Origin of the sequence: Streptomyces sp. NBC_01077 (assembly GCF_045162855.1) — a bacterium.
Taxonomy (GTDB): Bacteria; Actinomycetota; Actinomycetes; order Streptomycetales; family Streptomycetaceae; genus Streptomyces.
Genome location: NZ_CP108669.1, coordinates 5,243,839 through 5,265,988, shown reverse-complemented (window position 1 = coordinate 5,265,988; position 22,150 = coordinate 5,243,839). Strand labels below are relative to the sequence as shown.

At 68.6% G+C, this 22,150-nt stretch carries 20 protein-coding genes and 2 rRNA genes; 13 read left to right on the top strand and 9 right to left on the bottom strand.

Going from position 1 to position 22,150, the window contains the following annotated elements:
- Nucleotides 1-17 precede the first annotated feature (17 nt).
- A complete protein-coding gene (gene pstB, locus OG462_RS23735) occupies nucleotides 18-794 on the top strand; it encodes a phosphate ABC transporter ATP-binding protein PstB (RefSeq protein ID WP_406060485.1) in 777 nt (258 codons plus the stop codon).
- Between the two features lie 276 nt (nucleotides 795-1,070).
- Here pstB and OG462_RS23730 read toward each other — a convergent pair whose 3' ends face one another.
- Nucleotides 1,071-2,069, bottom strand: a complete 999-nt coding sequence (locus OG462_RS23730) for an anion permease (protein WP_406060483.1) — start codon at nucleotides 2,067-2,069, stop codon at nucleotides 1,071-1,073.
- 6 nt (nucleotides 2,070-2,075) lie between these two features.
- Nucleotides 2,076-2,696, bottom strand: coding sequence for a DUF47 domain-containing protein (locus OG462_RS23725; protein ID WP_015035093.1), 621 nt, complete (start codon nucleotides 2,694-2,696; stop codon nucleotides 2,076-2,078).
- A gap of 192 nt (nucleotides 2,697-2,888) precedes the next feature.
- On the opposite strand from OG462_RS23725, the gene OG462_RS23720 reads away from it, so the two are divergent.
- Nucleotides 2,889-3,245, top strand: a complete 357-nt coding sequence (locus OG462_RS23720) for a metal-sensitive transcriptional regulator (protein WP_148003210.1) — start codon at nucleotides 2,889-2,891, stop codon at nucleotides 3,243-3,245.
- A 49-nt stretch (nucleotides 3,246-3,294) separates the two neighbouring features.
- Here OG462_RS23720 and OG462_RS23715 read toward each other — a convergent pair whose 3' ends face one another.
- Complete coding sequence (locus OG462_RS23715) at nucleotides 3,295-3,480, bottom strand: hypothetical protein (protein ID WP_406060481.1); 186 nt, start codon at nucleotides 3,478-3,480, stop codon at nucleotides 3,295-3,297.
- Nucleotides 3,481-3,607: 127 nt separating this feature from the next.
- Nucleotides 3,608-4,453 (bottom strand): hypothetical protein, encoded by an 846-nt coding sequence (locus tag OG462_RS23710; protein ID WP_406060480.1) that lies wholly within the window; start codon nucleotides 4,451-4,453, stop codon nucleotides 3,608-3,610.
- Nucleotides 4,454-4,586: 133 nt separating this feature from the next.
- Between OG462_RS23710 and OG462_RS23705 the strand changes: the two genes are divergently transcribed.
- The gene (locus tag OG462_RS23705) at nucleotides 4,587-4,751 is read left to right on the top strand and encodes a hypothetical protein (protein WP_406060479.1); all 165 of its coding nucleotides are present in this window, start codon (nucleotides 4,587-4,589) and stop codon (nucleotides 4,749-4,751) included.
- 54 nt (nucleotides 4,752-4,805) lie between these two features.
- Here OG462_RS23705 and OG462_RS23700 read toward each other — a convergent pair whose 3' ends face one another.
- Together OG462_RS23700 and OG462_RS23695 are read right to left on the bottom strand one after the other, a co-directional pair.
- Nucleotides 4,806-5,528, bottom strand: a complete 723-nt coding sequence (locus tag OG462_RS23700; protein ID WP_406060477.1) for a phosphatase PAP2 family protein — start codon at nucleotides 5,526-5,528, stop codon at nucleotides 4,806-4,808.
- Nucleotides 5,529-5,760: 232 nt separating this feature from the next.
- Nucleotides 5,761-6,789, bottom strand: coding sequence for an NlpC/P60 family protein (locus tag OG462_RS23695; RefSeq protein ID WP_406066683.1), 1,029 nt, complete (start codon nucleotides 6,787-6,789; stop codon nucleotides 5,761-5,763).
- A 365-nt stretch (nucleotides 6,790-7,154) separates the two neighbouring features.
- On the opposite strand from OG462_RS23695, the gene OG462_RS23690 reads away from it, so the two are divergent.
- From OG462_RS23690 to OG462_RS23665, 6 genes are all read left to right on the top strand, one after another.
- Nucleotides 7,155-7,463 carry a hypothetical protein gene (locus tag OG462_RS23690; protein WP_024757447.1) on the top strand — a complete coding sequence of 103 codons (309 nt, stop codon included), beginning with the start codon at nucleotides 7,155-7,157 and terminating at the stop codon, nucleotides 7,461-7,463.
- Nucleotides 7,464-7,571: 108 nt separating this feature from the next.
- Nucleotides 7,572-8,408 carry a hypothetical protein gene (locus tag OG462_RS23685; RefSeq protein WP_406060475.1) on the top strand — a complete coding sequence of 279 codons (837 nt, stop codon included), beginning with the start codon at nucleotides 7,572-7,574 and terminating at the stop codon, nucleotides 8,406-8,408.
- On the top strand, nucleotides 8,398-9,714 hold the full coding sequence (locus tag OG462_RS23680; RefSeq protein WP_406060474.1) for a hypothetical protein: 1,317 nt from the start codon (nucleotides 8,398-8,400) through the stop codon (nucleotides 9,712-9,714). Before OG462_RS23685 ends, OG462_RS23680 begins: the two co-directional genes overlap by 11 nt.
- Nucleotides 9,711-11,264 (top strand): SCO6880 family protein, encoded by a 1,554-nt coding sequence (locus OG462_RS23675; protein ID WP_406060472.1) that lies wholly within the window; start codon nucleotides 9,711-9,713, stop codon nucleotides 11,262-11,264. Before OG462_RS23680 ends, OG462_RS23675 begins: the two co-directional genes overlap by 4 nt.
- A 20-nt stretch (nucleotides 11,265-11,284) precedes the next feature.
- A complete protein-coding gene (locus OG462_RS23670) occupies nucleotides 11,285-12,679 on the top strand; it encodes an ATP-binding protein (protein ID WP_406060470.1) in 1,395 nt (464 codons plus the stop codon).
- Nucleotides 12,680-14,236: a type VI secretion protein gene (locus OG462_RS23665; RefSeq protein WP_406060468.1), complete on the top strand. Its 1,557-nt coding sequence runs from the start codon at nucleotides 12,680-12,682 to the stop codon at nucleotides 14,234-14,236. It abuts the gene before it with no gap.
- Nucleotides 14,237-14,255: 19 nt separating this feature from the next.
- On the opposite strand, the gene OG462_RS23660 is transcribed toward OG462_RS23665, so the two are convergent.
- Nucleotides 14,256-14,813: a GNAT family N-acetyltransferase gene (locus OG462_RS23660; protein ID WP_406060466.1), complete on the bottom strand. Its 558-nt coding sequence runs from the start codon at nucleotides 14,811-14,813 to the stop codon at nucleotides 14,256-14,258.
- A 135-nt stretch (nucleotides 14,814-14,948) separates the two neighbouring features.
- Between OG462_RS23660 and OG462_RS23655 the strand changes: the two genes are divergently transcribed.
- From OG462_RS23655 to OG462_RS23640, 4 genes are read left to right on the top strand one after another with little or no spacing between them, the layout of a single operon-like run.
- Nucleotides 14,949-15,851 carry an ABC transporter ATP-binding protein gene (locus tag OG462_RS23655; RefSeq protein ID WP_406060464.1) on the top strand — a complete coding sequence of 301 codons (903 nt, stop codon included), beginning with the start codon at nucleotides 14,949-14,951 and terminating at the stop codon, nucleotides 15,849-15,851.
- Nucleotides 15,848-16,666 carry an ABC transporter permease gene (locus tag OG462_RS23650; RefSeq protein ID WP_406060462.1) on the top strand — a complete coding sequence of 273 codons (819 nt, stop codon included), beginning with the start codon at nucleotides 15,848-15,850 and terminating at the stop codon, nucleotides 16,664-16,666. The genes OG462_RS23655 and OG462_RS23650 overlap by 4 nt, the downstream gene beginning before the upstream one ends.
- Nucleotides 16,667-16,678: 12 nt before the next feature.
- A complete protein-coding gene (locus tag OG462_RS23645; RefSeq protein ID WP_406060460.1) occupies nucleotides 16,679-17,929 on the top strand; it encodes a sensor histidine kinase in 1,251 nt (416 codons plus the stop codon).
- Nucleotides 17,926-18,594, top strand: coding sequence for a response regulator (locus OG462_RS23640; RefSeq protein ID WP_406060458.1), 669 nt, complete (start codon nucleotides 17,926-17,928; stop codon nucleotides 18,592-18,594). Before OG462_RS23645 ends, OG462_RS23640 begins: the two co-directional genes overlap by 4 nt.
- Nucleotides 18,595-18,696: 102 nt before the next feature.
- Here the strand turns inward: OG462_RS23640 and rrf are convergent.
- A 5S ribosomal RNA gene (gene rrf, locus OG462_RS23635) occupies nucleotides 18,697-18,813 on the bottom strand.
- A gap of 74 nt (nucleotides 18,814-18,887) precedes the next feature.
- Nucleotides 18,888-22,010, bottom strand: a 23S ribosomal RNA gene (locus OG462_RS23630).
- Between the last annotated feature and the right edge of the window lie 140 nt (nucleotides 22,011-22,150).

Sequence of the window (22,150 nt, the reverse complement as noted above, 5' to 3'; positions counted from 1 at the left end):
CCTGGAAGTGAATTGATATGGCCAAGCGAATCGACGTCAGCGGCCTCTCCGCCTACTACGGCGCCCACAAGGCGATCGACGACATCTCCATGACCGTCGAGCCCCGCTCCGTGACGGCCTTCATCGGCCCCTCCGGCTGCGGCAAGTCCACCTTCCTGCGCACCCTGAACCGGATGCACGAGGTCACCCCCGGCGGCCGCGTCGAGGGCAAGGTGATGCTGGACGACGAGAACCTGTACGGAACCCACGTCGACCCGGTCGCCGTGCGCCGTACGGTCGGCATGGTCTTCCAGCGCCCCAACCCCTTCCCCACCATGTCGATCTTCGACAACGTGGCGGCGGGCCTGCGGCTGAACGGCTCGTACAGGAAGTCCCAGCTCAACGAGATCGTCGAGAAGTCCCTCAAGGGCGCCAACCTCTGGAACGAGGTCAAGGACCGCCTGAACAAGCCGGGCTCCGGCCTCTCCGGCGGTCAGCAGCAGCGTCTGTGCATCGCCCGCGCCATCGCGGTCGAGCCCGACGTCCTGCTGATGGACGAGCCCTGCTCGGCCCTCGACCCGATCTCGACCCTGGCGATCGAGGACCTCATCGGCGAGCTGAAGGAGCGCTTCACGATCGTCATCGTGACGCACAACATGCAGCAGGCCGCCCGTGTCTCGGACCGTACGGCCTTCTTCAACCTGGCGGCCGTCGGCCAGCCCGGCAAGCTGATCGAGCTGGACGACACCGAGCGCATCTTCTCCAACCCGAGCGTCCAGGCGACCGAGGACTACATCTCCGGCCGCTTCGGATAAGACGTCCAGCACGTGTGTACCCACCACCGGGGCAGCGACAACGCCCCCGGCCCAGGGTCACCACGTGCGGGGCACGCACGTCTGCGGTGCTGCATGGCGGTGCCACCGTACGACGAAGGGCCCGGCTCCCCCACAGGGGAGCCGGGCCCGACCATTTCAAGCCACGAGTCGGCCTCAGCCGAAGAAGAGCTCGTCAGCCGAAGAAGAGCTGCACCACGCTGCATCCCCCCGGGGGACGACCCCCGGACCCCCAGCAGACCAGCGGGGCACCGCGCGTCAGCCGAAGAAGAGCTGCACCACGTAATAGCTGCCGGCAGCGACCAGCGCCGCGGCCGGCATGGTGATGAACCACCCCAGGATGATGTTCTTGGCGACACCCCACCGCACCGCGTTGACCCGCTTCGTCGCGCCCACACCCATGATCGCGGAGGTGATGACGTGAGTCGTCGAGATCGGCGCGTGGAAGAGGAACGCGGAGCCGAACATGATCGACGCACCCGTGGTCTCCGCCGCGAACCCCTGCGGCGGGTCCAGCTCGATGATCTTCCGGCCGAGGGTGCGCATGATGCGCCAGCCACCCGCGTACGTACCCAGCGAGAGCATCACGGCACAGGCGATCTTCACCCACACCGGGATGTCGTCGCCGGACTGCTGCACATCGGCGATGACGAGGGCCATCACCACGATGCCCATCGTCTTCTGGGCGTCCTGCAGACCGTGGCCGAGCGCCATGCCGGCCGCCGACACCGTCTGCGCGATACGGAAACCGCGCTTGGCCTTGTGCGGGTTGGCCTTGCGGAACATCCACATGATCGCGCACATCACCAGGTAGCCGACCACGAGGCCGACCACCGGCGAGACGAACATCGGGATGACGACCTTGTCGAGCACCCCGCTCCAGATGACCTCGGTGCCACCGGCGAGCGCCGCGCCCACCATGCCGCCGAACAGCGCGTGCGAGGAGGAGGACGGCAGACCGAAGTACCAGGTGACCAGGTTCCAGATGATCGCGCCGACCAGCGCGGCGAAGAGGATGCCCATCCCCTTGTCGCCGGTCGGGGTCTCGATGATCCCCTCACTGACGGTCTTGGCGACCCCGCTGCCCATGAAGGCACCGGCGAGGTTCATGACGGCGGCCATGGCCAGGGCCGCCCGAGGGGTCAACGCCCGCGTCGACACCGAGGTGGCGATGGCGTTGGCGGAGTCGTGAAAGCCGTTCGTATACGTGAAGCCGAGCGCGACACCGATGGTCACGATCAGAGCAAAGGTGTCCACGAAGCCTCAGGACTCCTTGACCGCGATGGTCTCCACCGTGTTGGCAACGTGCTCGAACGCGTCGGCCGCCTCTTCCAGCACGTCGACGATCTGCTTGAGCTTGAGCACCTCGATGGCGTCGTACTTGCCGTTGAAGAGCGTCGCGAGCAGCTTGCGATGGATCTGGTCCGCCTGGTTCTCCAGCCGGTTGACCTCGATCCAGTACTCGGTGAGGTTGGCCATCGTCCGCAGGTTCGGCATCGCCTCGGCGGTCAGCTCCGCCGCCCGCGCGAGGACCTCGATCTGCTGCTCGACACCCTTGGGGAGTTCCTCGACGTTGTAGAGGACGACCAGGTCGACGGCCTCTTCCATGAAGTCCATGATGTCGTCGAGGGACGACGCGAGGTTGTAGATGTCCTCACGGTCGAACGGCGTGATGAAGGAGGAGTTCAGCTGGTGGAAGATCGCATGGGTCGCGTCGTCGCCGGCGTGCTCCGCTGCCCGCATCCGCTCCGCGATCTCGGCCCGGGCGGAAGGTTCCGCTCCGAGCAGTTCCATCAGGAGTTTCGAGCCCGTGACGATGTTGTCCGCGGACGCGGCGAACATGTCGTAGAAGCTCGTCTCCCTGGGGGTCAGACGAAATCGCACGTGAGGTCCTCGGGGTGCTGGGTTTCGGTCAGGCTGATGCTAGGCGCATCATCCGGCCACGGCTAACCGGCGTCTCTCAGTGTCGCCCATCAGGCACAGTGAACAGCACGGGCCCCCGTCCGGATCGGCGGGGATCGGTACCATATACCCACGAGGGGTATACACCCCCTTAATGGACAACGGGAGGACGCCATGACGACCACCGAGGCCGACCAGGTCACCCCCGAGGCCGTCGAGGCCGTCGGGCCGGCCGACCACGAGCACGGCGTGCACGGCTACCACAAGCAGAAGGACGAGCACCTCAAGCGACTCCGTCGGATCGAGGGCCAGATCCGCGGTCTCCAGCGGATGGTCGACGAGGACGTCTACTGCATCGACATACTCACGCAGGTCTCCGCCTCGACGAAGGCGCTCCAGTCCTTCGCGCTCCAGCTCCTGGAGGAGCACCTGCGGCACTGCGTCGCGGACGCGGCGGCCAAGGGCGGCGAGGGCATCGACGCGAAGGTCGAGGAGGCCACGAAGGCCATCGCCCGCATGATGCGCACCTGAGGCCTTCCCTCCGTTCCTCCCGTACGTGGTGCTGAGCCGGGCCGTTCCGTCAGAGGTCCTCCACGGCCCGCTCCGCCGCCACCCTCAGCACCTCGTCGATCCGGTCGGCGCTGAGCCGCTCCCCCTCCGTGGCCGATGCGGCGATGATCAGCTCGCCGCACAGTTCGATCTCGGCGAGGGCGACGCAGTCCGGGTCTGCGGGCACGGTTGCTGTACCGGGCGGGGCCACGCGCATCCACCTCTTCCTGCCGGCGTCGGTCTCCCAGCGGTCTCCCAGCGTAGGGACGGCGACACGCACCGCGCATGACACGTCCGGACCATTTGCCGATGGTCCACGCCAGCACCGGGCCAGGTCAGGCCGTTCAGGCCTTGATCTTCCCGGCGTAGATGTCCCGGCGGTCCGGCAGCGTCACCTCGACGGGGACCCCGAAGCCGTAGAGCAGGGTCGTCGACGCGACCGCGACCGTACGGCCCTGGTTGCTGAAGCTGAACTGGTGGCGCACCTTCCGCAGCCGCCCCTCCCCGTCGAGATACGCGTCGAAGGGCACGGTGTCCTTGGCGAACCCTTTCGCCGCCGCGGCGAGCGCGCCCCGGAGCTGCGGCGAGGCGACCCGGGCGGCGTGCGCGATGTCCGCGACCCCCCGGTAGTGGCTGACTTTCACCCCTGCCAGATCGACCTCGCCGAGGTACGTGACCTGCCGGGCGCCCCGCAGCAGTTCCGCCGCGGCGGCCGGGTCGGTGGCCCCGCCCGTGACGAGGTTCCCGTCGTCGAGGGTGGTGGTGTCGACCCGGACCCACTTGTCGGCGGGCACCCCGGCCCCCCGGTTCTTCATGTAGAGGGCGCCGGGGGTGAGGAGCTCGGTGATCGGCCGGTGCTCGCTGGTCCCGGCCGCGTCCTTCGGCAGCACCACCTGGAGCCGGCCGGTGCGGCGCCGGAAGTCGTAGCCGCCCTCGCCCCGGATGGTGACCCGGGTCCCGCCGGCGGCCATCTCCATGGAGGTGCTCGCCTTGGAAGTGCCGGCCTTCGTCAGCGCGTCGGCGGCGTTCCGTACGGCGAGGGCCGGATCGACGGTCGGCTTCGGGTCCTCCGGGGCGCCGCACCCCGTGACCGCCGCGGTCCCGACGAGGGAGCCGACCAGGACGGCGGTGACGGCGAACGCCCCGCTCCCGCGAGCGCCCGGACGCCCGTACCGCAGCTGCACCACCATCGTCTGCCCAACCCCCAACGCCTCACCGCTGTTTGCCCGGGACCCGCCCTTCCCCGGGCCGCGCGGGCCCTGGGGACACCCGATCCGCATAACGACGGTCGGGGCGTGCCGTCACGCGCAGTACGGTGGTGAGGTGCACGCGCAGTCCTCCCCTCACACCACGACGATGTCGGAGCGCGGCTCGTTCGCGCTGGCACGCTGCAGCTGCGGCTGGACGGGACCGGCCCGAAGATCCCGCGACCGCGCCCGTACGGACGCGGCGGACCACATCCGTACCGCCGAGGGCACGGAGGCCTAGGCCGCCTCCGCGCGGCGGTCCTGGTCCGGCCCCGGACCGGGTCGCGCGTCCGGCCTAGGCCGCGAGGTCGTTGCGGCCGGTGCCGGCCGCCGGGCCGCCGACGCGGGGCTCGGGGATGTCGATCGCCTCCGGGTGCCGCGGCGCCTCGACCCGGCGGGAGCGGACCAGCCGGGCGCCGCGGCCCGAGCGGGCGACGGCGGAGATCACCGGGGTCAGCAGCGCGAGGGCGAGCGGGGCGAGGAGCAGCGCCACCGCCGTACCGAGGGCGAAACCGCCGATCACGTCGGTCGGGTAGTGGACGCCCATGTAGACCCGGGCGAAGCCCTCGGCGAGGGCGAGGCCGATGGCGGCGAGCCCGAACCTGCGGTGGGCGACGAAGACGCCGACGCCGAGCGCCATCGCCAGGGTGGCGTGATCGCTGACGAAGGAGAAGTCGGTCTTCCCGTCGATGAGGACGTCGAGCCCCTGATGGTCCTTGAAGGGCCGGGGACGCTCGACGAAGCCGCGGATGGGGATGTTCACCAGGAGGGCGATTCCGGCGGCCAGCGGGGCCCAGACGAGTCCGGCGACGGCCGAGACGGAGTCCGCGAGGGTGCCCCGGCGGCGGACGCTCCACCAGCACCAGAGCACGACGAGGGCCATCGCGAGCATGATCCCGTACTCGCCGACGAACTCCATGACGCGGTCGAACCACGGCGGAGCCGCCTTGGCCAGCCCGTTGATGTCGTAGAGCAGGCTGACATCGGGGTTCGAACCGTCCGATGCGAGTCCAGCCATCTGCTGAGGCCCCTTGCTCTCGTGTCTGTGTTTTCCAACCCCCGTGGTCAGAGCGGTCGGATCAGGGAACGAACCGGCTGAGGCGCACGTTCCGATCTCTCCGATGGATCATGATGACGTTATCGAAGAGTGACGGTTCACCGCAGCTCAGGGCCTGTGCATGACGGAGAGTTCCGGCCATGTCCGATACGGCCGGACAGCCCCCGTCGACCCGACGGTCCGTCTTCTGCCGTCACGCCTGCGGCAGATGGGTCGGCAGCGCCGCCGCCCCCTCCGCGGTGACCCGCGTCGCGCCGAAGTAGTCCGGGGTGTCGATCCGGTCGAAACGGATCACCGCCCCGGTGCGCGGCGCGTCGATCATGTACCCGCCGCCGACATAGATGCCGACGTGCCGGATGGCCCGGGAGTTGGTCAGGTCGTCGGAGAAGAAGACCAGGTCCCCCGGGAGCAGTTCCTCGCGCGAGGGGTGCGGCCCGGCGTTGTACTGGTCGTTGGCCACCCGCGGCAGCCGGATGTCGACACTCTCGTACGCGGCCTGGGTCAGCCCGGAGCAGTCGAACCGGCCATTCTGCGCTGCCGTGCCCGTACCGCCCCAGAGGTACGGGGTGCCGAGCTTCTGCTGCGCGTAGTGGATCGCGGTGGCCGCCTGCCGGGAGGGGTCGACGCGGCCCGTCGGCCGGGCGAAGCTCTTCTCCAGGGACTTGATGATGCGCACGTAGTTCTGGGTCTCGCTGATGGGCGGCACGCCACCGTGCTTGATCACCCGGTACGCGCCCGCGTTGTACGCGGCCAGCATGTTGCTCGCCGGGTCCCCGGGCACGTTCTTCACATAGCCGGCGAGCTCGCAGTCGTACGAGGCCGCCGACGGGATCGCGTCCTTGGGGTCCCAGATGTCCCGGTCGCCGTCCCCGTCACCGTCCACACCGTGACCGGCCCAGGTGCCGGGGATGAACTGGGCGATGCCCCGGGCGTCGGCCGAGGAGACGGCCTGCGGGTTCCAGCCGCTCTCCTGGTAGAGCTGGGCGGCGAGCAGCGCCGGGTTGATGGCGGGGCAGAGGTTCCCCCACCGCTGCACCAGGCCCTGGTAGAGCGCGGGAACCGCACCCTTGGCAAGCGCGACGCTGCCGTTCGTGACACCGCCCGCACCGCCCGCGAGACCCGCCGCCGCCGAGTACGTACCGATGACGAGCAGTGCGACGAAGCTCAGACAGACCCCGAAGGCCCCGCCGGCCACCAGCCACGCCTTGCCGGCCCTACGCACCGTCAACCACCCCTCGGCTCATGGCAGTACGCCCCGGGGACCGAGTCTAGGCGGTGAGGGTCCCGGAGGGGTCGATTGTGCGACACCCCCGCGCACCAGCCGCCGACACCGCCCCAAGAGTGCAACAACGACAATCATTGCCCGGAGTCACTCTCCGTGATACACAGAGTGACCATACGCTTCTTTGCATAGAAACCGGCCACACCACCGCAGGTCAAGACGGTCAAGTCGGTCAGATGTGCGGGGATCGGGTAAAGAGAGCTGTCAAGCCGTCACACGCGGACGGTTTCATCAGGGAAGATAGGGCGATGACCCATGCCGTCCGGCAGGGGTGACCAACTATCCATACAGGGGCGGTGAGTTACATGTACCTGGCGGCCGAAAAGGGCGACATCACCACCATCATCGGTGGAATCGCCCCGAACTGGGGGCCTTTCGGGAGCCTGGGCAACGAGGCCAAGGTGATGATCGAGGTCGTGATGGCCGTGGCCATCCTGCTCTGCCTCGGCATCGCCATCTGGGGAGCGGCCAAACAGCGCATCGGCGCGACCGCCCTCCGCGACACGTTCAGCGCGGAGCAGGGCAAGGGTCTGATCGTGGCCGGCCTGACCGGCGTCTTCATCATCGGATCCCTGGGGACGCTGTTCACCATCGTGTACGGGATGGCCGTCTGACTCCCCGTCGGACTCCGCCCTCCTGAGAATGCGTTCCCTGATGCCCAGCCAGACCAGTCATGTTGCAGCACTGCCCGTACCGCGAACCAGTGAGGGGGCGTACCCGGCATGAGTCCCGGTGACGAGCACGACAGCTTCGGCGGCGTGGGCGGCTCGGGCCAGACCCGGACCCGCCTGCCCGAGGGCAACAGCGGTGACGTGTACGGCGGCGCCCGCCGCCCCGTCCGCAGCTCCCGCTCCCTCATCACGGTCGTCGGCGTGGTGGTCCTCCTCGTCGCGGCCATCGCCTTCGCCAACCGCGGCGGCGGCGACCCGGCGGACGCGGCCGGCCCCCCCTCCGACACCTCCGGCAAGGCGGCCCCCACAGCGGCGACGGGCGTCCGCCCGGTCACCGGCAAGAACGGCCGAATCCCCACGGGCTACGCCCACGACGACCAGGGCGCCCAGAGCGCGGCCACCAACTACGCGGTGGCGCTGGGCTCGGTCGGCATGTTCCAGGACGGCCCCCGCGAGGACCTCGTGCGCGCCACCCACGACCCCGCCATCGCCGACGACCTGCTGAAGCGGCTGGACGCCTCCTACTCCGCCGACTTCCTGACCAGCATCGGGCTCGACGCGAACGGCAGCGCGCCCTCCGGCCTGACCTTCGTCTCCCGCACCGTCCCGGTCGGCGCCAAGGTCCGCGACTACACGGACACCTCCGCGACGGTCGACGTCTGGTGCACCGGCCTGGTCGGCCTGGCCGGCGCGGGCTCGACCAAGCCCGTCACGTCCACCTGGTTCACCCTCACCCAGAAGCTCACCTGGGTCGGCGGCGACTGGCGGATCACCTCGTCCACCCAGACCGAGGGCCCGACCCCGGTCAACGGAGACAACCGCGCCTCCGTCGCCGACGAGATCGCCGAGGCCGTCGAGGGATACGGAGGCTTCACCTATGCCCGCTAGCCGCAGCCTGGCGGGCCGCGCGTCGGCCACGCTCACCGCCGCCTTCCTCGCCGCGCCCTTCCTGTCCCTCTCGACCGCCCAGGCCGCGCCCACCCCGACGCCGACGGCGCCCACCCCGTCCCCGAGCGCCTCGGCCAACGACTGCGGCCTCATCGTCGGACAGGCCCGAGAACTGTGCGAGCAGGGCCAGACCGGCGGCGGCGGCGCACCCGTCACCGACCCCACCTCCGCGGTCGACCCCCTCTCCTCCCTCGCCCGCGGCTGCGCCGACGCCGCCATCGCGACCATCGACTACCTCTCCAAGGCCGTCAAAGAGACCGCCGACGTCGACTTCACCAACACGGAGTTCCTCGGCCGGTACGCGATCGTCTTCGCCGCCTCCACCGTCCTCACCCTCCTCCTCTGGCTCCTCGCCGTCGCCAAGCGCGCCATCCGCGGCGTCCCGCTCACCACCGCGCTCTCCGAGGCCATCGGCTTCCTCTGGCTGACGGTCCTCGCCTCCGCCTTCACGCCGCTGATCCTCTACACCGTCGTCAACGCCACCGACGCCGTCACCGAGGTCATCGCCTCCGGCACCGGCCAGCAGACCGACGTCTTCTTCGGCAGCTTCAAGCAGGCCCTCGAGAAGGGCGACAGCATCGGTGGCGGCCCCATCATGCTGATCATCGTGTCGCTGGTGACCGTCCTCGCCGCCGGTGTGCTGTACCTGGAGCTGTTCCTCCGCGCCGTCATGCTGTACGTCGGCGCTCTCCTCGGCGTCGTCGTCTACTCCGGCCTCGTCGACAAGAACATGTGGGGCCACGTCCGCCGCTGGGCCGGCATCATGATCGCGATCATCCTGGTCAAGCCGGTCATCGTGATCGTCCTCGGCCTGGCCGGCGCGCTCTCCTCCGGCACCGGCCCCGACTCGTTCTCCGCCGTCGTGTCCGGCCTCGCGATCATCCTGCTCGCGATCTTCGCCTCCGCGATGATCTACCGCTTCGTCCCCGGCTTCGGCGACGAGATCGCCGCCTCCCGCAACAACCGCCTCCACCGCGCCGGCGAGAACGCGGCCGCGGCCGTCATCTCCTCTCCCGCCTCCCTCGTCTCCCAGGGCATCAAGACCCACAGCTCCCGCGGCGACGGCGGCGGCCAGGCCTCCCAGCCCGCCCGCCCCGCCAACCCGATGTCCGGCGGCATGGCCGCCCACAGCAGTCGCGGCGGAAGCGGCGGCGGCGCGACTCCCCCGCCTCCGCCCCGTAGCAGCAGCCCCACCGCGGGAACCCCGCACAGCAACCGCAAGAACTCTGGAGGTGCAGGGCGTTGACGACCCAGTCCCAGCCGGTCGCGCCCCGCCGTACGTATCTCGTGGGCCGGGCCCGGCCGAACGCGATCGTCGGCAAGAACCGCGAGACCGGCGAGATCGCCCTGATCATCGTCGGCGCCTTCCTCGGCATGATGAGCGGACTCCTCGTCCCCCTCCTCCCCCTGCGGATCGCCCTCCTCGCCGGCCTCCCCATGCTCGCGATCGCCGCCGTGTACCTCCCGTACAAGCACCGCACGTTCTACAAGTGGTTCGAGATCAACCGCAGCTTCAAGCGGATGCTCAAGCGCGGCACGGCCTACCGTTCCGTCGTCACCGAGGCCGGCACCCGTATCGACGGCCGCGAGGTCGAGGTCGGCCCGCCGCCCGGCATCGGCCGCGTCGGCTGGCTCGCCGCCCCCTTCGGCCCCGACGAGATCGCCGTCCTCCTGCACGCCGACCGCCGTACGGTCACCGCCGCCATCGAGATCGAGGGCCCCGGCGTCGGCCTGCGCGACAGCGAGGACCAGGAGGCCCTGGTCGACCGCTTCGGCACCCTCCTGAAGCATGTCGCCAACGGCGACGGGTTCGTGACCCGCCTTCAGATGCTGGCCCGCACCCTCCCCGCCGACCCCGACGCGCACGCCAAGGACGTCGGCCAGCGCGGCGACCCGCACGCGCCCGCGTGGCTCATGGAGTCGTACGAACAGCTCCAGTCGATGGTCTCCACCTCCAGCGAGCAGCACCGCGCCTACCTCGTCGCCTGCATGCACTACACGCGCGAACTCGCCGCCGAGGCCAATGCCATGGCCCGCGCCGCCCGGCACGCCTCCGGCGCCCGCAAGCTCGACCGCGACGCCGGCCTCGCCGTCGTCATGGCCCGCGAGCTCACCGACATCTGCGCCCGCCTCGCCGAGGCCGACATCCGCGTCCGCCAGCCCCTGGGCCAGTCCCGGCTCGCCTCCCTCGTGCACTCCATGTACGACCCGGACCACCCCATCGACCACATCCAGGCCATGACGAAACGAAACGCTTGGCCCGCCGAACTGGACGCGATGGAACCGACGTACCTCCAGGCCAAGACCCGCGAGTCCTCCACGCGCGCGCCCTGGTGCCACGCCACCGCCTGGGTGAAGGAGTGGCCGATGACCCCGGTCGGCGTCAACTTCCTCGCCCCGCTGCTCGTCCACACCCCGGACGTGATCCGTACGGTCGCCGTGACCATGGACCTGGAGCCCACCGAGGTCGCCATCGAGCGGATGCTCACCGAGAAGACCAACGACGAGGCCGACGCCAGCCGCGCCGCCAAGATGAACCGCACGGTCGACCCGCGCGACATCGCCGCCCACGGCCGGCTCGACCAGCGGGGTGAAGATCTCGCCAGTGGCGCGGCCGGAGTGAACCTCGTCGGGTACATCACGGTGTCGTCGCGTTCGCCCGAGGCCCTGGCCCGGGACAAGCGCACGATCAGGGCCTCCGCCGGCAAGTCGTATCTGAAGCTGGAGTGGTGCGACCGCGAGCACCACCGGGCCTTTGTGAACACCTTGCCGTTCGCGACCGGCATCCGCCGCTAGGGCCGAAGGGGCACAGACCCATGCGAGATCCGCTGTCCGTCCTCACCGACGCCTTCACCGCCTTCGTCTTCGGGAAGGTGGAGACGACCCGGCTGCCCGTCCGCACCTCCACCGGGCAGGCCCAGGCCGTCTACCTGCCGACCGCCGCCCCCGGACTCGGCGACTCCGGCGTGATCATCGGCCGCGAGGTCTACAGCGGCAAGGGCTACATCTACGACCCCTTCCAGCTGTACGGGCAGCAGCTCCCCGCCCCCCACTGGCTGGTCCTCGGCGAGTCCGGCAACGGCAAGTCGGCCCTGGAGAAGACGTACGTGCTCCGCCAGCTCCGCTTCCGCGACCGGCAGGTCGTCGTCCTCGACGCCCAGGGCGAGGACGGCGTCGGCGAATGGAACCTCATCGCCCAGGAGCTGGGGATAACCCCCATCCGCCTGGACCCGATGGTCGCCAACGACTCCGGGATCCGCCTCAACCCGCTCGACCCGTCGATCACCACGACCGGGCAGCTCGCCCTGCTCCGGACGATCATCGAGGTGGCGATGGGCCACGGCCTCGACGAGCGCTCCGGCTTCGCGCTCAAGGTCGCCCATGCCTATGTCACCGAGCACACCACCCACCGCCAGCCGATCCTCACCGACATCGTGGAGCGGCTCCGCCACCCCGAGGCGGAATCGGCCGAGGCGATGAACGTCGACATAGACGATGTACGGGCCTGGGGCCTGGACGTCGCCCTCGTCCTGGACCGGCTGGTCGACGGTGACCTGCGGGGCATGTTCGACGGGCCGACGACCGTCGGCATCGACCTCGACGCGCCCCTGATCGTCTTCGACCTCTCCCACATCGACCGCAACTCCATCGCCATGCCGATCCTCATGGCGATCGTCGGCGTCTGGCTGGAGCACACCTGGATCCGCCCCGACCGGAAGAAGCGCATCTTCCTCGTCGAGGAGGCCTGGCACATCATCAACAGCCCGTTCGTGGCGCAGCTGTTCCAGCGGCTGCTCAAGTTCGGCCGCCGCCTCGGTCTGTCCTTCGTCGCCGTCGTCCACCACCTCTCCGACGTCGTCGACGGAGCGGCGGCCAAGGAAGCCGCGGCGATCCTCAAGATGGCCTCCACCAGGACCATCTACGCCCAGAAGGCCGACGAGGCACGCAGCACCGGCCGGGTCCTCGGACTGCCCCGCTGGGCGGTCGAGATCATCCCGACCCTCACCCCCGGCATCGCGGTCTGGGACGTCAACGGCAACGTGCAGGTGGTCAAACACCTCATCACCGAGCGAGAACGCCCCCTCGTCTACACCGACCGCGCGATGACCGAGTCCTCGGTCGCCGACCCGGAACTCGAATGGGAGACGGAGCAGCGCGCGATCCTCATCGAGCAGCAGATGAACGGCACTTCGCAGTCGACGGTGGCATAGATGGACGGCACACGGAAGGGGGGAGGAGGCGTCTCCGACGGGCTGCTCCTCAGCCTGTTCGGCCTCCTCCTCTGTTTCACGGTCCTGGTGTGGACGGCGACCGGCCTGGCCGGCCTCTTCTCCCACGGCGCCTGGCCGCAGGACGTCGCCTACACGGGCACGCCCGCGGCCCTGCGCTCCCTGGCGACGGCCCCGACGGACCTCGCGGCGGCCTGGCCGACGACCCCGCCGGGCCAGCTGTCGGGGTACGGCCTCTTCTGGGGCCTGCTGATCGGCGAGGCGATGATCCTCCTCGTGCTCGCGGTGTTCGCCCTGGGCACCCTGGCCCGCTGGCGAGCGGTACGGGCGAGCAGGAAGGCGGGGACGTACGGGCAGGCGGGGACGTACGGGCCGGTCCGTGAGCCGGTACGGGAGGAGCCCGCCCACGAGGAGCCCGTACGCGAGGAACCCATACGGAAGGGTGCTCCGCCGGCTCCCCGCCGCCCCACCACGGAGCAAGCACCCCAGCAAGCACCGCAACCGGCACCACAACCGGAACAGGCACTGCAGCAGGCACCGGAGCCGCCGACCGCCCCGATCCCGGCAACGGCCTCGGTCCCACCGCTCCCGACCCCGACCCCGGCCCCCACGGGGACCCTCCGCACGTTCTACGGCCCCCCGGACGCCCGCCGCCCCGCAGCCGTGCAGGCCGTCCAGGACGCCGAGGGCCCGGTCCTGGTCGTCACCTCCGACCCGGCGATCTGGTCCGCGACCAAGGACGCGCGCGGCAAGCTCGGCCAGGTCCTCGTCCACGACCCCGGCCACCTGTGCGACACCCCCGCGCGGCTCCACTGGTCGCCGGCCGAGCACTGCGAGGACCCGGCCGTGGCCACGGAGCGGGCGGTCGCCCTGCTGGCCCCCGTACGCCCCCACTCCCGCCTGGACGCGGCCACCGCCGACACTGCGGAAACGCTCCTGCGCTGCTGGCTGCACGCCGCGGCCGTGGACGGGCGCCCGTTCCGTCAGGTCCACCGCTGGGCGCAGGGCGCCGGCGCCCACGAGCCGGTACGGATCCTCCGCAGCCACCCGAAAGCGGCCTCGGGCCACGCGGGACTGCTGGAATCGGCGCTGACGGCCCACCCCGAAAGCCGCCGCCTGGCACAGGAACTGACAGCCCGTGCGCTGGCGTCGCTCTCCTCGATCCACATCAGGGAGGCCTGCACCCCGAATCGAACGGATTCGCTGGCGCTGGCATCTTTCCTCCCCGAAGGGGGCACCCTCTACGTGGTGGGGGAACCGATCGAGGATCCCCGCACCCACCCCGGCGCGATGCCGCTCCTGACGGCGCTCGCCGCAAGCGTGGTCGAGCACGGCCGCCGCATGGCCGCACGGTCATCCGACGGTCGGCTCGACCCACCACTGACACTCGTCCTCGACGACGTCGCCGCCGTGGCCCCGCTCCCCCAACTCCCGGAGCTCCTCGCCACCGGCCACACCCAGGGCCTCCCGACCCTGGCCCTCATGCGCTCCCCCGAACAGGCCCGCACCAGGTGGCCGGAGACCTCCCTCAGCCACTGAGCAAGGCCCCCGCGCCGCCCTAGGAGACGCGCCGGATCTCGTACTCGTCCTCCATCGCCGTGTCGTGCCCCGGCACCGCCACCCGGTCCCCCGTCGCCACGAAGCCGAAGCGGCGGTAGAAGGCGGCGGCGCGCGCGTTGTCCTCGTGGACGTACAGCCGCACCCGCTCCACCGGCTCCGCCAGCGACCAGGACCACTCCACGCCCGCGCGGAACAGCGCGTCGATCACACCGGTCCCACGCGCCTCGGGCCGTACGTAGACACCCACGATGTGCGTCTGGTCGACCTTCGCCGGCTCCCCGAAGCGCACCTCGTCCGAAGGCCGCTCCACCAGGACCGAGATGGTGCCGGCCCAACTCCCGTCCGGGGCCTCGGCCACCAACTGCCGCGCGTTCCCCTCGCCGCTCTCGGACCCCCCCTCGGCGCGCTCCTGCCAGAAGGCGTCCGGGCGCTGCACGGCCGCCTCGTACGTGTCGAGGAACGCGAGATGCGCGACCGGGTCCCGCAGGGCCGCCAGACGGATCTCGCGGGTCTGCTCCCACTCGTCGGCGCGGATGACACGTATCGAAAAGTCCATGGGCCCGATCCTCCGACGACCGCACCCCCCTGACAAGGGCTTTTCTCCTCCGTCGTACCCCGGTACTACGCGCACGCCCCGGCTCCCGCCCCCGGTCGGACGTCCCGCCGCCGCCCGCTCCCTAACGTCGAAGACATGATCCGAGCAGAGAACCTCACCAAGCGGTACGGGGACACCACCGTCGTCCAGGACCTCAGCTTCACCGTCCACCCCGGCGCCGTCACCGGCTTCCTCGGCCCCAACGGCGCCGGAAAGTCCACCACCCTCCGCATGATCCTCGGCCTCGACGCCCCCACCCGCGGCCACGCCACCGTCGACGGCCGCCCCTACGCCCGGCACAGCGCCCCGCTCACCCGCGTCGGCGCCCTCCTCGAAGCCCGCTCCGTGCACCCCGGCCGCTCCGCGTACCACCACCTGATGGCCCTCGCCCACACCCACGGCATCCCCCACGCACGCGTGGAGCGGGTTCTCGCCCTCACCGGTCTCACCCATGTCGCCCGCAAACGCGTGAAGGGCTTCTCCCTCGGCATGGGCCAGCGCCTCGGCATCGCCGCCGCGCTCCTCGGCGACCCGGCCACCGTCGTCCTCGACGAACCGGTCAACGGCCTCGACCCCGAGGGCGTCCTCTGGATCCGCACCCTCCTCAAGTCCCTCGCCGCCGAAGGCCGTACCGTCCTCGTCTCCTCCCACCTCATGAGCGAGATGGCCCTCACCGCCGACCACCTGATCGTCATCGGCAAGGGCCGGCTCCTCGCCGACACCACGGTCGACGAGCTCGTCCGCACCTCCGGCAGCGCCTCCGTCAAGGTCGTCACCCCCGAGGCCGACCGGCTGCGGAACCTGCTCCCCGGCGCCGGGATCACCGTGGAGACCCCCGACACCCTCCTCGTCACCGGCCCGGACGCGCCGCAGATCGGCCGCACGGCCGCCGCCCACGGCCTCCCCCTCCATGAACTGACCCCTCAGGCCGCCTCCCTGGAGCAGGCGTTCATGGCCCTCACCCACGACTCCGTCGAATACCAGGGAGCTTCCGCATGACCACCCGGACCGTCACGTCGGCCGCCACCCCCACCGACCGTCCCGCCCCCACGCCGACCCTCACCCACGCGCGCGTACTCCGCTCCGAGTGGCACAAACTCTGGACCGTCCGCTCCACCTGGATCACCGTCCTCAGCGCCGTCGCACTCGTCCTCGGCGTCGGCATCCTCATGGGCTCCACCTACACCGCCGACGGCGGCGACTCCGACGTCGACACCGTCATCCTCACCCTCTACGGCACCCAACTCGGCGCCATCGCCCTCGCCGTCCTCGGCATCCTGGTCACGGCCGGCGAGTACGCGACGGGCATGATCCGCGCCTCCCTCACCGCAGTCCCGAGCCGCCTCCCCGTCCTGGGGGCGAAGGCAGCCGTCTACACCGGCGTCGTCCTCACCCTCACGTTCCTCACCAACCTGCTGACCTTCCTCACCGCCCAGGTCTTCCTCTCCGACACCGACCAGGCCGCCTCCCTCACCGACGACGGCGTCCTCGCCGCCGTCGCGGGCAACGCCGCCGGCATCACCCTCCTCGGCCTGATCGCCCTCGGCCTCGGCGCGGCCCTCCGCTCGGTACCCGGTGCGATCGGCGCCTTCGTCGGCGGCGTGATGATCCTGCCCGAGGTCCTCGGGATGCTCCCGTACGAGGCGATGGAGACGGTCGTCCGGTACTTCCCCACCCAGGCCGCCGGCGCCCTCGGCTCGGCCACCCCGCTGCCGGGCGGCGCCTCCCCCGGCGGCGCACTCCTCGCCCTGCTCCTGTGGGCGGCCGCGGCGATCACCGTCCCCGCGCTGTTGCTCAAGCGCCGGGACGTATGAGGAGATGATCAGGTGACCACGGAGACGGCGCGGGAAGCGGCAACCGGCACGACGGGCCTCAGCCTCTCCGCCCAACAGCTGCTCACCCGCGCCCGCGCCGTCGACGCCCGCCGCCCCTGGCTGTGGGACACCACCCTGACGCTCTTCTGGACCGGAGCCGCGCTCGTGGACGCGTCCGGCGGCTGGCGGACCACCGCCCCCGACCCGACCGTCCCGACCTGGCTCGTGGTCGCCCTCAGCCTGGCCCTCGCCCTTCCCCTGTACGCGCGCCGCCGCCACCCCACGGCCGCCCTCGCCACGATGGCCTGCGCGGCGCTCGTCAGCGCCGCCTCGGGCGCCTTCCTCCAGGCCGGCTACCTCCAGCTGATCCCGCTCTTCCACATCGCCCTCGTACGACCGCCCCGCGCCCTCCTCGGGGCGTTCGCCCTGCTCCTCCCGCCACTCCTCACCGGCGCGCTCCGCTTCCCCCGGGGCAGCTGGGACCAGCACGTCGTCCCCACCCTGTGGACGTACGCGCTCGTCGCCCTCCTCGGCATCGCTGTCCGCTCCCGCAAGGACCACACGGCGGCCCTCGTCGACCGGGCCCGCCGCCTGGAGATCGAACGCGACCAGGAGGTCAGGCTCGCCGCGGCGGCCGAACGCACCCGGATCGCCCGGGAGATGCACGACATCATCGGCCACAACCTCTCGGTCATCACGGGCCTCGCGGACGGCGGCCGGTACGCGGCGGCCAAGCACCCCGAACGTGCGACCCAGGCCCTCGACGCCATCGGTACGACGAGCCGCGAGGCCCTCGCCGAACTCCGCCGCCTCCTCGGCGTCCTGCGCGACGACGAGCAGGAGGCGGCCCGCGCCCCCCAGCCGACCCTGGCCGACCTCGACACCCTGATCACCGGCGTACGGAAGGCAGGCCTGCCCGTACGGCTCGACCTCCGCGACGCCCCCACCGCTCAACCGCTCACGCCGGGCGCCCAGCTGACGGTCTATCGAACCGTCCAGGAGGCCCTGACCAACACCCTCAAGCACGCCGGCGAAGGCGCGACGGCGACCGTCCTCCTGACCTACACCCCCCAAGAGGTACGGGCGGAGATCACGAACACGGGAGCACCCGCCCCGGCCTCGCCTCCCGGCCAGGGACTCACGGGCATGCGCGAACGCGCGGCCCTCTACGACGGCACACTCGAAAGCGGCCCGCTGCCGACCGGCGGCTGGCACGTCAGCCTCCGACTTCCCCGACTTCCCCGGAAGGGCTCCCCCTCGTGACGACCGTTCTCATCGCGGACGACCAGCCGATGCAGCGCTTCGGCTTCCGCATGCTGTTGGAGAGCCAGGACGACATGACCGTCGTCGGCGAGGCCGCGAACGGCACCGAGGCGATCCGGCTGGTCGACCGGCACCACCCCGACGTCGTCCTGATGGACATCCGGATGCCCGGCCTCGACGGCATCGAGGCCACCCGCCGGATCGTCGCCGGCGGCGACCGCACCCGGATCCTGATCGTCACCACCTTCGACCTGGACGAGTACGCGTACGACGGCCTCCGCGCCGGGGCCAGCGGCTTCCTGGTGAAGGACGCCCAGCCGGAGGAACTCCTCGCCGGCATCCGCGCGGTCGCGAGCGGCGACGCGGTCGTCGCCCCGAGCCTCACCCGCCGCCTCCTGGACGCCTACATCCACCACCTGCCGACGTCCCCCACCGCGGACCCGCGCCCGGAGGACCCCCGTCTTGCCTCCCTCACCGAACGGGAACGCGAGATCCTCACGGTCATCGGCCAGGGCTGGACGAACACCGAGATCGCCGAACGCCTCCACCTCGCGGAATCGACGGTGAAGACCCACGTCGGCCGCATCCTGGCGAAGACGGGCGCCCGCGACCGCGTCCAGGCAGTGATCCTGGCCTACGACACCCAACTGGTCGCGCCGGCCTGACCCGAACCGGCCTGCCGTTTACGGGCCTGCCCCGAAAGGGTTCCGGCCCGTAAACGCAGAAAAGCCCCGCACCATAAGGTGCGGGGCTTTCCCACAATGATTGTTCGGCGGCGTCCTACTCTCCCACAGGGTCCCCCCTGCAGTACCATCGGCGCTGAAAGGCTTAGCTTCCGGGTTCGGAATGTAACCGGGCGTTTCCCTAACGCTATGACCACCGAAACTCTATGAAGTTAACCAACCGGAAATCGGCACAGTTCGTTACTTCAGAACTAACACAGTGGACGCGAGCAACTGAGGACAAGCCCTCGGCCTATTAGTACCGGTCAGCTCCACCCATTACTGGGCTTCCACATCCGGCCTATCAACCCAGTCGTCTACTGGGAGCCTTACCCTCTCAAGGAGGTGGGAATACTCATCTCGAAGCAGGCTTCCCGCTTAGATGCTTTCAGCGGTTATCCCTCCCGAACGTAGCCAACCAGCCATGCCCTTGGCAGGACAACTGGCACACCAGAGGTTCGTCCGTCCCGGTCCTCTCGTACTAGGGACAGCCCTTCTCAATATTCCTACGCGCGCAGCGGATAGGGACCGAACTGTCTCACGACGTTCTAAACCCAGCTCGCGTACCGCTTTAATGGGCGAACAGCCCAACCCTTGGGACCGACTCCAGCCCCAGGATGCGACGAGCCGACATCGAGGTGCCAAACCATCCCGTCGATATGGACTCTTGGGGAAGATCAGCCTGTTATCCCCGGGGTACCTTTTATCCGTTGAGCGACGGCGCTTCCACAAGCCACCGCCGGATCACTAGTCCCGACTTTCGTCCCTGCTCGACCCGTCGGTCTCACAGTCAAGCTCCCTTGTGCACTTACACTCAACACCTGATTGCCAACCAGGCTGAGGGAACCTTTGGGCGCCTCCGTTACCCTTTGGGAGGCAACCGCCCCAGTTAAACTACCCATCAGACACTGTCCCTGATCCGGATCACGGACCGAGGTTAGACATCCAGCACGACCAGAGTGGTATTTCAACGGCGACTCCACCATGACTGGCGTCACGGCTTCAAAGTCTCCCACCTATCCTACACAAGCCGAACCGAACACCAATATCAAACTGTAGTAAAGGTCCCGGGGTCTTTCCGTCCTGCTGCGCGAAACGAGCATCTTTACTCGTAGTGCAATTTCACCGGGCCTATGGTTGAGACAGTCGAGAAGTCGTTACGCCATTCGTGCAGGTCGGAACTTACCCGACAAGGAATTTCGCTACCTTAGGATGGTTATAGTTACCACCGCCGTTTACTGGCGCTTAAGTTCTCAGCTTCGCCCTGTCGAAACAGAGCTAACCGGTCCCCTTAACGTTCCAGCACCGGGCAGGCGTCAGTCCGTATACATCGCCTTACGGCTTCGCACGGACCTGTGTTTTTAGTAAACAGTCGCTTCTCGCTGGTCTCTGCGGCCACCCCCAGCTCACGGAGTAAATCCGATCACCAGACGTGGCCCCCCTTCTCCCGAAGTTACGGGGGCATTTTGCCGAGTTCCTTAACCATAGTTCACCCGAACGCCTCGGTATTCTCTACCTGACCACCTGAGTCGGTTTAGGGTACGGGCCGCCATGAAACTCGCTAGAGGCTTTTCTCGACAGCATAGGATCATCCACTTCACCACAATCGGCTCGGCATCAGGTCTCAGGCTATGTGCTGTCCGGATTTACCTGGACAACGCCCTACACCCTTACCCCGGGACTACCACCGCCCGGGTTGGACTACCTTCCTGCGTCACCCCATCGCTTACCTACTACCACCTTGGATCAGCGGCTCCACCACTTTCCTTTCCCCGAAGGGTCCGGAACGGCTTCACGGCCTTAGCATTAATGGGCTCGATATTGGGCGTTTCAAAGCGGGTACCGGAATATCAACCGGTTGTCCATCGACTACGCCTGTCGGCCTCGCCTTAGGTCCCGACTTACCCTGGGCAGATCAGCTTGACCCAGGAACCCTTAGTCAATCGGCGCACACGTTTCTCACGTGTGTATCGCTACTCATGCCTGCATTCTCACTCGTGAACCGTCCACAACTCGCTTCCGCGGCTGCTTCACCCGGCACACGACGCTCCCCTACCCATCACAGCGGGCGTTGGCCCTATTGCTGCAATGACACGACTTCGGCGGTACGCTTGAGCCCCGCTACATTGTCGGCGCGGAATCACTTGACCAGTGAGCTATTACGCACTCTTTCAAGGGTGGCTGCTTCTAAGCCAACCTCCTGGTTGTCTCTGCGACTCCACATCCTTTCCCACTTAGCGTACGCTTAGGGGCCTTAGTCGATGCTCTGGGCTGTTTCCCTCTCGACCATGGAGCTTATCCCCCACAGTCTCACTGCCGTGCTCTCACTTACCGGCATTCGGAGTTTGGCTAAGGTCAGTAACCCGGTAGGGCCCATCGCCTATCCAGTGCTCTACCTCCGGCAAGAAACACACGACGCTGCACCTAAATGCATTTCGGGGAGAACCAGCTATCACGGAGTTTGATTGGCCTTTCACCCCTAACCACAGGTCATCCCCCAGGTTTTCAACCCTGGTGGGTTCGGTCCTCCACGAAGTCTTACCTCCGCTTCAACCTGCCCATGGCTAGATCACTCCGCTTCGGGTCTTGAGCGCGCTACTGAATCGCCCTATTCGGACTCGCTTTCGCTACGGCTTCCCCACACGGGTTAACCTCGCAACGCACCGCAAACTCGCAGGCTCATTCTTCAAAAGGCACGCAGTCACGACCCATTGAGTAAACTCAATGAGCGACGCTCCCACGGCTTGTAGGCACACGGTTTCAGGTACTATTTCACTCCGCTCCCGCGGTACTTTTCACCATTCCCTCACGGTACTATCCGCTATCGGTCACCAGGGAATATTTAGGCTTAGCGGGTGGTCCCGCCAGATTCACACGGGATTTCTCGGGCCCCGTGCTACTTGGGTGTCTCTCAAACGAGCCGTTAATGTTTCAGCTACGGGGGTCTTACCCTCTACGCCGGACCTTTCGCATGTCCTTCGCCTACATCAACGGTTTCTGACTCGTCTCACAGCCGGCAGACTGTGAAAGAGAGATCCCACAACCCCGCATGCGCAACCCCTGCCGGGTATCACACGCATACGGTTTGGCCTCATCCGGTTTCGCTCGCCACTACTCCCGGAATCACGGTTGTTTTCTCTTCCTGAGGGTACTGAGATGTTTCACTTCCCCTCGTTCCCTCCACATGCCCTATGTGTTCAGGCATGGGTGACAGCCCATGACGACTGCCGGGTTTCCCCATTCGGAAACCCCCGGATCAAAGCCTGGTTGACGGCTCCCCGGGGACTATCGTGGCCTCCCACGTCCTTCATCGGTTCCTGGTGCCAAGGCATCCACCGTGCGCCCTTAAAAACTTGGCCACAGATGCTCGCGTCCACTGTGTAGTTCTCAAGCAACGACCAGCCACCCATCACCCCACCCGACAAGCAGATGAGTTCACTGGGGCCGGCATCGCGAAGATACAAACCTTACGGCCGTACCCTCAGATACCCAACAACGT

Excerpts from the sequence above, each read along its gene's own strand:
- OG462_RS23720 (WP_148003210.1), top strand. The coding sequence starts at position 2,889 with ATGACGACCACCGAGGCCGACCAGGTCACCCCCGAGGCCGTCGAGGCC.
- pstB (WP_406060485.1), top strand. The coding sequence starts at position 18 with ATGGCCAAGCGAATCGACGTCAGCGGCCTCTCCGCCTACTACGGCGCC.
- OG462_RS23680 (WP_406060474.1), top strand. The coding sequence starts at position 8,398 with ATGCCCGCTAGCCGCAGCCTGGCGGGCCGCGCGTCGGCCACGCTCACC.
- OG462_RS23660 (WP_406060466.1), bottom strand. The coding sequence starts at position 14,813 with ATGGACTTTTCGATACGTGTCATCCGCGCCGACGAGTGGGAGCAGACC.
- OG462_RS23665 (WP_406060468.1), top strand. The coding sequence starts at position 12,680 with ATGGACGGCACACGGAAGGGGGGAGGAGGCGTCTCCGACGGGCTGCTC.
- OG462_RS23700 (WP_406060477.1), bottom strand. The coding sequence starts at position 5,528 with ATGGCTGGACTCGCATCGGACGGTTCGAACCCCGATGTCAGCCTGCTC.
- OG462_RS23690 (WP_024757447.1), top strand. The coding sequence starts at position 7,155 with ATGTACCTGGCGGCCGAAAAGGGCGACATCACCACCATCATCGGTGGA.
- OG462_RS23715 (WP_406060481.1), bottom strand. The coding sequence starts at position 3,480 with ATGCGCGTGGCCCCGCCCGGTACAGCAACCGTGCCCGCAGACCCGGAC.
- OG462_RS23650 (WP_406060462.1), top strand. The coding sequence starts at position 15,848 with ATGACCACCCGGACCGTCACGTCGGCCGCCACCCCCACCGACCGTCCC.
- OG462_RS23685 (WP_406060475.1), top strand. The coding sequence starts at position 7,572 with ATGAGTCCCGGTGACGAGCACGACAGCTTCGGCGGCGTGGGCGGCTCG.
- OG462_RS23670 (WP_406060470.1), top strand. The coding sequence starts at position 11,285 with ATGCGAGATCCGCTGTCCGTCCTCACCGACGCCTTCACCGCCTTCGTC.
- OG462_RS23710 (WP_406060480.1), bottom strand. The coding sequence starts at position 4,453 with ATGGTGGTGCAGCTGCGGTACGGGCGTCCGGGCGCTCGCGGGAGCGGG.
- OG462_RS23655 (WP_406060464.1), top strand. The coding sequence starts at position 14,949 with ATGATCCGAGCAGAGAACCTCACCAAGCGGTACGGGGACACCACCGTC.